This is a genomic window from Solilutibacter silvestris (genome assembly GCF_050574925.1).
Classification (GTDB): Bacteria; Pseudomonadota; Gammaproteobacteria; order Xanthomonadales; family Xanthomonadaceae; genus Solilutibacter; species Solilutibacter silvestris_A.
On sequence record NZ_JBCMOO010000008.1, the window covers coordinates 72,058 to 79,809 of the forward strand.

Annotated in this window: 5 protein-coding genes; 4 read left to right on the forward strand and 1 reads right to left on the reverse strand. The window is 58.2% G+C overall.

Annotation, left to right across the window (positions count from 1 at the left end; all coding sequences use genetic code 11):
• Positions 1 to 37: 37 nt before the first annotated feature.
• A complete protein-coding gene (gene mfd / locus ABE093_RS12725) occupies positions 38 to 3,529 on the forward strand; it encodes a transcription-repair coupling factor (protein WP_430761284.1) in 3,492 nt (1,163 codons plus the stop codon).
• Here the strand turns inward: mfd and ABE093_RS12730 are convergent, their stop codons facing one another.
• Positions 3,530 to 4,480: an integron integrase gene (locus tag ABE093_RS12730; RefSeq protein ID WP_430761291.1), complete on the reverse strand. Its 951-nt coding sequence runs from the start codon at positions 4,478 to 4,480 to the stop codon at positions 3,530 to 3,532.
• A 383-nt stretch (positions 4,481 to 4,863) separates the two neighbouring features.
• On the opposite strand from ABE093_RS12730, the gene ABE093_RS12735 reads away from it, so the two are divergent.
• The 3 genes from ABE093_RS12735 to ABE093_RS12745 all read left to right on the forward strand — a co-directional run bounded on the left by ABE093_RS12735 (position 4,864) and on the right by ABE093_RS12745 (position 6,614).
• Positions 4,864 to 5,229, forward strand: a complete 366-nt coding sequence (locus ABE093_RS12735) for a hypothetical protein (protein WP_430761285.1) — start codon at positions 4,864 to 4,866, stop codon at positions 5,227 to 5,229.
• A gap of 45 nt (positions 5,230 to 5,274) precedes the next feature.
• Positions 5,275 to 5,844, forward strand: a complete 570-nt coding sequence (locus ABE093_RS12740) for a YdeI/OmpD-associated family protein (RefSeq protein WP_430761286.1) — start codon at positions 5,275 to 5,277, stop codon at positions 5,842 to 5,844.
• A 62-nt stretch (positions 5,845 to 5,906) separates the two neighbouring features.
• The gene (locus tag ABE093_RS12745; protein ID WP_430761287.1) at positions 5,907 to 6,614 is read left to right on the forward strand and encodes an NYN domain-containing protein; all 708 of its coding nucleotides are present in this window, start codon (positions 5,907 to 5,909) and stop codon (positions 6,612 to 6,614) included.
• Positions 6,615 to 7,752: the final 1,138 nt, after the last annotated feature.

Genomic DNA, 7,752 nt, shown 5'->3' on the forward strand with positions numbered 1-7,752 from the left:
ACGCGCGTCTCGTCGACGCGATAAAATTGACGGCTCGATGAGCGACAAATCCCCCGCCCCCATTCCGTTGCCGCGCGCCGGCCAGTCGCGCGCGTGGTGGCGCGCGCCCGGCACCAGCTCGGGACTGGCGTGGGCGATCACTCGCGCCGCGCGCGAACACGAGGGTCCGGTGCTGGCGATCGCCGCCGATACCCAGCACGCGCACCAGCTCGAAAACGACCTGCGCACCTTGCTCGCCGGCGATGCCACGTTGCCGGTGCAGCCGTTCCCGGATTGGGAAACCCTGCCCTACGACCAGTTCAGTCCGCATCCCGACATCGTGTCGCAGCGCCTGGCGACCTTGCACGCGCTGCCGAACCTGCGTCGCGGCATTGTCGTGGTTCCGGTGCAGACCTTGATGCAGCGATTGGCGCCGCATCGCCATCTCGAAGGCGGGCGCTTCGATTACGCGACGGGTCAACGCCTCGACCTCGATACCGAAAAGCGCCGGTTGGAAGCCGCGGGTTACCGCAACGTGCCGCAGGTACTCGATCCCGGCGATTTCGCCGTGCGCGGCGGCCTGCTCGACGTCTACCCGACGGGAACCGACACGCCCTATCGCATCGAATTGTTCGATGACGACATCGAATCGATCCGCGCCTTCGATCCGGAATCGCAGCGTTCGCTCGATCGCGTCGATGCCGTGCGCCTGCTGCCCGGCCGCGAACTGCCGAGCGACGATGCCGCCTTCGAACGCGCGATGGCTGCGTTGCGCGAACGCTTCGACATCGACACCCGCCGCAGTGCGCTCTACCAGGACCTCAAGGCCGGATTGATGCCGGCCGGCGCGGAAGCGTGGCTGCCATTGTTCTTCGAACCCGAGCACAACGGCGAACGCACCTCGATCCTGTTCGACTGGTTGCCTGCAGGCGCGTTGCCAATACTGGGCGAAGGCGTGTTCGAAGCCGCCGAAAAATTCTGGACGCAGACCAGCGATCGCTACGAACAGCGTCGCCACGACATCGAACGCCCGTTGCTGCCGCCCGAGGAGTTGTATCTCACGCCGGTGGCGCTGCGCGAACGCCTGAACCAGGACGCACGCGTCGAAGTTTGCGGCGACGCGCATCCCCGTCGCGGCGAAGCGCATGCACTCGGTGTCCAACCCGTCACTGCGGTGCCGATCGCAGGACACCAGGACCGCCCCGCCGCCGCGCTGCACGATTTCCTCGGCAGTTACCCGGGACGCGTGGTGATTGCCGCCGAATCGGCCGGTCGCCGCGAAGCCCTGCTCGACGTGTTGCGCGCCGCGGGATTGCAGCCGCAGGTGATGGCATCGCTCGCGGAAGTGATGCGGGAAGCGAAATCTCCGCGTTTCACGATCACCGTCACGCCGCTGGACGATGGTTTCGCGCTGGATGCGCCACTGCTCGCCATCCTCACCGAACGCCAGCTGTTCCCGGAGCGCGCAACGCAATCGCGTCGCCGCAAGCGCGCTGGGCGCGAGCCGGAAGCGATCATCCGCGATCTCGGCGAACTCAGCGAAGGCGCGCCGATCGTCCACGAGGACCACGGCGTCGGTCGTTACCGCGGGCTGATCACGCTCGAGGCCGGCGGCGAAGCCGGCGAATACCTCGACATCGAATACGCCAAAGGCGACCGCCTATACGTACCGGTCGCGCAGCTGCACCTGGTCAGCCGCTACTCGGGCGCATCGCCGGAAACCGCGCCGCTGCATTCGCTCGGCGGCGAACAGTGGACAAAGGCCAAGAAGAAAGCCGCCGAGAAGGTTCGCGACGTCGCCGCCGAACTGCTCGATATCCAGGCACGGCGGCAGGCACGCGCCGGCATGCGCCTCGACGTCGATCGCGCCATGTACGAACCGTTCGCCGCGAGCTTCCCGTTCGAGGAAACCCCGGACCAGCACGCCGCGATCGAAGCGGTGATCGGCGATGTCGGATCCTCATTGCCGATGGATCGCGTGGTCTGCGGCGATGTCGGTTTCGGCAAGACCGAAGTCGCGGTACGCGCGGCGTTTGTCGCTGCGGCAGCCGGCAAGCAGGTCGCGGTGCTGGTGCCGACCACCCTGTTGGCAGAACAGCATTACCGCAATTTCCGCGATCGCTTCGCCGACTGGCCGTTGCGCGTCGAAGTGCTGTCGCGCTTCAAATCGGCCAAGGAATCCAAGGCCACGCTGGAGAAACTCGAACGCGGCGAAATCGACGTGATGGTCGGCACGCACAAACTGCTGTCGTCGGATGTGCACTTCAAGGATCTCGGGCTAGTCATCGTCGACGAGGAACAGCGTTTCGGCGTGCGCCAGAAGGAAGCATTGAAGGCACTGCGCGCCAACGTCCATCTCCTCACCCTCACTGCGACGCCGATCCCGCGCACGCTGAACATGGCGATGGCCGGATTGCGCGACCTCAGCATTATTGCCACTCCGCCGGCCAATCGCCTTGCCGTGCAGACCTTCGTGACGCCGTGGGACAGCGCCCTGCTGCGCGAAGCCTTCCAGCGCGAGTTGTCGCGCGGCGGACAACTCTATTTCCTGCACAACGACCTCGAAAGCATCGTGCGCATGCAACGCGAACTCGAGGAACTGGCGCCAGAAGCGCGCATCGGCATCGCCCACGGCCAGATGCCGGAACGCGAGCTGGAACAGGTGATGCTCGACTTCCATCGCCAGCGCTTCAACGTGCTGCTGTGTTCAACCATCATCGAGTCGGGCATCGATATCCCGAACGCCAACACCATCATCATCAACCGGGCCGACAAGTTCGGATTGGCGCAATTGCACCAGCTTCGCGGACGCGTCGGTCGCTCGCACCATCGCGCCTATGCCTATCTGGTGATTCCGGATCGCAAATCGATCACCAGCGATGCCAGGAAGCGCCTGGAAGCGATCAGTTCGATGGACGAACTTGGCGCTGGCTTCACCCTCTCCACCCACGACCTCGAAATCCGCGGTGCCGGCGAACTGCTGGGCGAGGAACAGAGCGGCCAGATGGCGGAAGTCGGCTTCAGCCTCTATACCGAGCTGCTTGAACGCGCCGTACGCAGCATCAAGCAAGGCAAGCTGCCCGATGCCGATGCACGCGAACATCGTGGCGCCGAAGTGGAACTACACGTACCGGCATTGATTCCGGAAGATTACCTGCCCGACGTCCACACGCGACTGACGCTGTACAAGCGCATCAGCAGCGCGAACGATGTCGAAGCCTTGCGCGAATTGCAGGTGGAGATGATCGATCGCTTCGGCCTGCTGCCCGATCCGGTCAAGCACCTGTTCGCCATCGCCGAACTACGACTGGATGCGACGCGACTGGGCATCCGCAAGCTCGACATCGGAGAATCGTCGGGACGCGTCCAGTTCGAAGCCAAGCCGAACGTCGACCCGATGGCGATCATCCGGATGATCCAGAGCCAGCCCAAGCGTTACCAGATGAACGGACCGGACGCTCTCAGGATCACCGACATCTCGGCGCCGGACTTCGAATCCCGGCAAAAGCTGGCGCGCGGACTGTTCGCCCTGTTGTCGATTTCGTCCTGATCAATATTCGCGATCGAGCGGACTGAGGATGCCTCCGGCGTCACGCCCGAGCACATGCGTGTAGATCTGCGTTGTCGCCACATCCTTGTGCCCAAGCAATTCCTGTACCGTGCGGATATCATGCCCGGCCTCCAGCAGATGGGTGGCGAAAGAGTGACGCAGCGTGTGGCACGTCGCCGGTTTGAGAATGCCCGCCTTCGCGCGCGCAGTCTTGACGGCGCGTTGCAGCACCGCCTCGTCGACATGATGGCGACGCGTGACATTCGCATTCGGATCGTCGGAAATCTTCGACGCCGGGAACACGTATTGCCAACCGAACTCCAGGTCGGCGTTCATGTATTTGCGCGCGAGTGCCGCCGGCAGCCAGACCCTGCCGAGACCGCGAGCGATGTCGTGCTGGTGCAACAGACGACTCCGTTCGATCGCCGCTTGAAGATGCTCGGCGAGACGCCGAGGCAAAGGGACACGCCGATCCTTGGCACCCTTGCCGTCGCGCACCACGATCTCGTTGCGGGCGAAATCGATGTCCTTGACCCGCAGGCGTACGCATTCCATCAGGCGCATGCCCGTGCCGTACAGCAGTGCTGCCATCAGCCACGCCTGGCCATCCATCATTGCCAGCAGTCTGCGCACCTCGTCCGGTGACAACACCACCGGGATCCGGCGTGAACGCTTGGCCCGAACCACATTGTCCATCCACGGCAGATCGACTCTGAGTATTTCCCGGTACAGAAAGAGCAATGCCGACAATGCCTGGTTCTGCGTCCCCGCCGACACCTGCGTGGAGTTGGCCAACACTGTCAGGAAATTCTCGACTTCACGCTCACCGAGATGACGTGGATGCCGCATTCCGTGCGCGAAGATGAAACGACGGATCCAACCCACGTAGGCCTGCTCGGTTCTACGGCTGTAATTGAGGCGTCGCACTCGTTGGCGAATCGCTTCGAACAGTTCCGGTTGGAAGCCGGATGCATCCCGTTGTAGTTGGGTCAGGTCGGTTCTTCGACCTTCGATAACTACTGTTTCTGGAGGAGTGTCCTGGCCTCGTTTTCCGTTGGGACGGTCGTTGTTCTCCCGCCATTCGTCGCCGGGATCGCGGACCAACAATGGAACAGAAGGAAGGAACCATTGCCAGACCCTGATTACACCCTCAGATTGCACCTGTAATTACCTGCTACGCCGGCGACATGTCGCATAGCACAATGCTGATTGCAGCCAAGCAGCTCCGCTATCGGATAAGCTGTTGATGTCGGGTGGGTTTTGTCTGAGAGTTTATATAAGGGCCCGACCACACCCTCAGATTTGAATCCAATAGAGTGTTAGGTGCGCTGGTCATGCAGATCGAGAAAGCCAAGATATCCAAAGCCGATAGCTTTGCACTTAAATCCAGCGCTTTACAGCAGGCCATGGACTCTGCGGGAATCTCTATCGAGTCAACTCTGCTCCATGTTTCATCCCCGATCTTTTTTGATGTGCATTTTTGGCCAATTCGCCCCGGCCAACCAAATGAGCGGCTCTATATCAGGGCAGGAGCAGTTCCTAACCCTCTTGCATGCGAGGCACGCGCATATATGGAGAATGAGGTAATTCCTAGCTTCATTCAATGGGTCACGAGGATACTAAGTCTTCAAACAAATGCTCCAGAACGCCAAAGCGAACGGGTATTTTCACGGGAGTTTTGCCCCCGCACACCTAACTAATCGTTCAANNCTTAACTCAGGTGTTAGGCTACTTGTTGATACGTCATGGCCGATCCAAAACTCACCTTTACGAATCAAGCCGAATGGGAATCATGGCTTGAGCTCAACGGAGGCACGACAGCCGGCGTCTGGCTCCGTCTTGCCAAAAAAACCGCTGCCCAGCAAACAGTTACCTATTCAGAAGCAATAGAGAGCGCTCTTTGTTACGGCTGGATCGATGGCCAAAAGCAAGCAGAGGACGAACACTATTGGCTCCAACGATTTACACCCCGGAAACCCAAAAGCATCTGGTCCAAAATCAACAAGGAAAAAGCGGAAACCCTCATTTCAGCTGGAAGGATCAAATCTCCGGGAATGCGTGAAATCGACCGCGCCAAACAAGATGGTCGTTGGGCTGCTGCGTACTCATCAGCCAGCACATCGACCATCCCGGATGATCTTCAGAAAGCCCTCGATGCCAATAAAAATGCAAGTGCCTTCTTTGCAACATTAAACAGCGCAAACCGATACGCCGTCCTCTTCAGGATACAAAACGTCAAAAAGGCCGAAACCCGCGCAAAGAAAATTGCTCAGTTTGTCGAGATGCTAGCCAACCACGAAAAGCTCCACCCATAGCATCAGTAGCCTAACTAATCGTTCAAGNNTAACTCAGGTGTTAGGTTTTGTTTGGAGGCATCATGGAAGGGCAAAAGCTCGCAGTTTTAATCGATTCTGACAATGCCCAGGCTTCTGTCGCAAATGAGCTAATGACAGAAATTGCCAGATATGGCGTTGCAACAATTCGTCGAGCATATGGAGATTGGACCACACCCAATCTTTCCGGCTGGAAATCCGTTCTTTTAGAACTCGCAATTCAGCCTATCCAGCAATTTCGCTACACAACCGGGAAGAACGCGACTGATTCTGCATTGATTATCGATGCCATGGATCTTTTACATACCGGAGACGTAGATGGCTTCTGCATCGTCTCTTCGGATAGCGACTTCACCCGCCTAGCAACTCGCTTACGGGAGTCTGGCCATGTTGTTTATGGTTTTGGGGAGCAAAAAACGCCCAAGCCGTTTGTTGCCGCTTGCGATAAGTTCATTTATACAGAAATCCTGCGCCCAGAATCAGCACCCAAAGCAGCTCGTTCCGAGAATTCGAGCCTTCGAAAGCTTTTGTTGGGTGCGGTAGACGACGCCGGCCGAGAAGACGACTGGGCTACGCTTGCTGCAGTTGGGTCACTTATCGTGAAAGCAAACCCAGCATTTGACCCGAGAAATTTTGGCTATAAGAAGTTAGGTGACTTGGTTCGCGACCAGAAGTACCTAGAAGTTAAAGCGGTTCCCTCAAGCGAGGGCGCTTCAACCCAAGCTGTTTTTGTTCGTCGCAACAAAACCTAACTAATCGTTCAANNAACTCAGGTGTTAGGCTTTCCTATGGAAAATCCATACAGCCCTTCAGGCGCAAAACCTCTTAGTGAAGCTCCTCCACAATGGCGGTCGTGGCACACAGCGATTAATCTCATCCTTATCCTGATCAGCGCCCTACTCTGCCTTTCTCAGCTCGCCAAGGTAATTACCGAATTTAGCTTAATGCGAGATGGGTTAGTTTCATTCTTGTTCTATCTATTCAGAATTATTTTCTTTTCCCTAATGGCTGCTTGCGCCACTTTCTTAACAGCGCATAGCAGATATTCGCAATGGAGCTTTGTGAGCCTGGCACTCGCAATGGTCGTTTCAGCGTATACCGTGAAGCTTGCCGGACTAATCGCAATTGCCTATGCGGTTTCCGGAATTATCTTTTCGCGTTATGCAGTGCGTAACGGCTTATTTAGATAGAAAAGCCTAACTAATCGTTCAAGCCGACCCCGCTTCGCGGCGTCGGCCCGCGGCCTTTGATAGTCTGCCACTGTCCGCCGCCGCAAATCGGGGCGGCTTAACTCAGGTGTTATGCGCTATCCGATCATTCTCTCGATAGTTCTAGCTGTCTTGACAGGATGCACTTATAAGCCTGAGCGCTCTGCGCGTTTTACTCCGCAAGAAGCTCGCGAAATGCTCAAACAGTGCTCGCGCCGCTCCGCGCCTCCTGCCGAAGCTCTATGGCGTATTCCTCCATCCATGGCCCATGCGTTAAACCATGATCTCGGCCAGCTAAAATCATCGCCCAACTGGAAATCGCGTCTCGTGCCACAGACGTTCTATCGTCAATACATCGGAATTACGTCGCGCGGCCGAAAATTCGTCTATATCAACGCGTTTTCTCCCGTTGCCCTGAGCATGTACCAAAGCCTTCCGGCTCGCGGTCCAAATCGCGCAGCAAACTGGCGGCACGTGTACATAGGCGCTTGCGACGGCGGCGAAAGTTTTTGGGGCGCCGTCTATGACCCTCAAACGCGTCAATTTACAGAGCTAGAGTTCAATTTCGCGGTCTAGCGCATAACTATTCGTTCAAGCCGACGCCGCTTCGTGGCACGGTTTTGGGCTCTGCGCTACGCTAGCCCAAAACCGCTCCACTCTCGGCGCGGCTTAACTCAGGTGT

What these genes read in the sequence shown, in the direction of transcription:
- mfd (WP_430761284.1), top strand. Translation starts at nt 38, where the DNA reads ATGAGCGACAAATCCCCCGCCCCCATTCCGTTGCCGCGCGCCGGCCAG.
- ABE093_RS12745 (WP_430761287.1), top strand. Translation starts at nt 5,907, where the DNA reads ATGGAAGGGCAAAAGCTCGCAGTTTTAATCGATTCTGACAATGCCCAG.
- ABE093_RS12740 (WP_430761286.1), top strand. Translation starts at nt 5,275, where the DNA reads ATGGCCGATCCAAAACTCACCTTTACGAATCAAGCCGAATGGGAATCA.
- ABE093_RS12735 (WP_430761285.1), top strand. Translation starts at nt 4,864, where the DNA reads ATGCAGATCGAGAAAGCCAAGATATCCAAAGCCGATAGCTTTGCACTT.